This window comes from Pseudomonas sp. CF161, assembly GCF_000416215.1.
GTDB lineage: Bacteria > Pseudomonadota > Gammaproteobacteria > Pseudomonadales > Pseudomonadaceae > Aquipseudomonas.
The window spans coordinates 1-2,245 of record NZ_ATLP01000025.1; the positions used below are offsets into that span (position 1 = coordinate 1).

Annotated in this window: 1 protein-coding gene; it reads right to left on the reverse strand. The window is 63.1% G+C overall.

Features of this window, described 5'->3' with window-relative positions:
- Positions 1–2,245 (reverse strand): S-layer family protein (locus tag CF161_RS33040; protein ID WP_020294542.1); only part of this gene is annotated, 2,245 nt, incomplete at both ends.

The window sequence follows — 2,245 nt, forward strand, 5'->3', positions numbered from 1 at the left end:
CGGTGAACGACTTGACGTTGCTCAGGCCATCGACGTCGGTAGCGGAGAGCTTGACTGCAATACCCACGGTCGTGTCTTCAGCACCGGTTGCGGTGGTCGCGATCGCTACAGGCGCGTCGTTGACCGCGCTGACCACGATGCTCACTTTGCCGGTGGTGACTTCTTCAACCTGGGTGCTCAGCTCTTTGGCCGTGGCGGTCACGGTCAGGTCGAAGCTGGCGGTGGCGTCCTTGGCCGGGGTCACGGTCAGGGTGCCCAGGTTCCAGTTGCTGACATCGTACTGGGTGGTCGCGCCGGTCGAGGTGTAGCTGTGGCCGGTGGTGCCGTCGGTGATCACGGTGCCTTTTGGCAGGCCGCTGATTTCCACCTTGTGGGATTCCGAGCCATCGTTGTCGACGAAGGTGGTGGTGATCGGGCTGACCTTGATGCTGCTGTCTTCCAGGCCGTGGTTGTACACGTAGCCGGTGTAATAGCCTTCGCCATTGACCACGTGGGCGTCGTTGAACACCGCGCCGGCGGCTTTCAGCGCCTCGAGGCTGGTGTAGGTCTGCACGCCGCTGCTGCCCAGCGCCATCGAAGGACCGTTGTCGATCGAGACGTTGACGTTGTAGTTGCCCGGGCCGTTCTGGTTGTAGTGGTAGATGTCGAGGGTGTAGTAGCCCGACTCGGACGGGGTGAACGGGGTCGCGGTGATCCCGGCGCCCTTGCTCCAGGTTTCGGTGGACACCAGTTTGCCGCCTACGGTGACCGCCAGGCTGTCATCGGCGGTGCCGGTGAAGCTGTAGCTCTTGCCGGCTTCCAGGTAAATCAGGCCGGACACTTTGGTCGCGGTGAACTGGGACACATCGCCATTGCTCACGTTGCTGATCACGCCAGTGGAGGTGGCGCTGTCAGCGGTCTTGGCGTTGATGACCCGGATCAGGTCGCTGGATTGGGCGACGCCATTGCCGTCCCGGCCCAGTGCATCCGGCAGGTTCTGGCCGTTCCAGGTCTGAATGATCAGGCCGGTAGGCACGTTGCCGTATTGGCCGATGGTCACCACCGGCACGTCGGTCACCGGGTGGATATCCACAGTGATGGTCTTGGTGTCGCTGTAGGCGCTGCCGTCGGTGGCCTGGAACTTCAGTTCGGTGTAGTCACCCTGTTTGTTACCGACGCCGCTGCCGCCGAAGCTGTTATCGCCCGACTCGTTGGCTGCGGGGGTGTAACGCACGTTGTGATTGTCGAAGTCGGCCTGGCTGAAGGCCTTGCCAGCCGAAGTGTCGGTTTTCAGGTCGGCTGCGGTGAGCGTGACCCAGGCACCGTCGACTTTGTATTCGATGGAGCCGTTGGGCAGGCTGGTGAAGACCACTTTCGGGTCTGTTGAATCAATGTCCTGGACGCCAAAGGTGTTCCAGCTCAGCTCGATCGAGGTGTCTTCATTGCCGGCGATGGCGCCATCGACCGCGGTCGGTGCGTCGTTGACCGGGGTCACGGTGATGACACCGCCCACTGCGGTCGACGTCAGCGGGTTGCTGCCATCGGCGTTGCCGCTGTCGGTGGCGGTGTAGGTGAAGTTCACCTGGCCGTTGAAGTTGGCGTCCGGCTTGAAGTACAGGGTCGCTGTACCGTTGTTGGCTGCGACGCTGCCGGTGAAGGCCTGGGTCATCGCCGCGTCGGTGTAGAAGGTGCCATGGGCCGGTGCGCTGACGTTGAACGAAGCAACGTTGGCGATGCCATCGACGTCGGTGGCATTGAGGTGGACTTCAATCCCGCCGACTTGGTCTTCGGCGCCGGTGGCGCTGGTAGCGATAGCCACTGGCGCGTCGTTCACCGGGGTCACGGTGATGGTGCCGCCGACCGCAGGGGAGGTCAGTACGCCGCTGCCATCAGCGTTGCCGCTGTCGGTGGCGGTGTAGGTGAAGTTCACCTGGCCGTTGAAGTTCAGATCAGGCTTGAAGTACAGGGTCGCTGCACCGTTGTTCGCGGCAATGCTGCCGGTGAAGGCCTGGGTCATTGCGGCGTCGGTGTAGAAGGTGCCGTGGGTTGGCGCGCTGACGTTGAACGAGGCGACGTTGGTGATGCCGTCGACATCGGTGGCGCTCAGCTTGACTTCGATGCCGGTGGTTTGATCTTCAGCACCGGTGGCGCTGGTGGCGATGGCCACTGGCGCGTCGTTGACCGGGGTCACGGTGATGGTGCCGCCGACCGCAGGGGAGGTCAGTACGCCGCTGCCATCAGCGTTGCCGCTGTCGGTGGCGGTGTA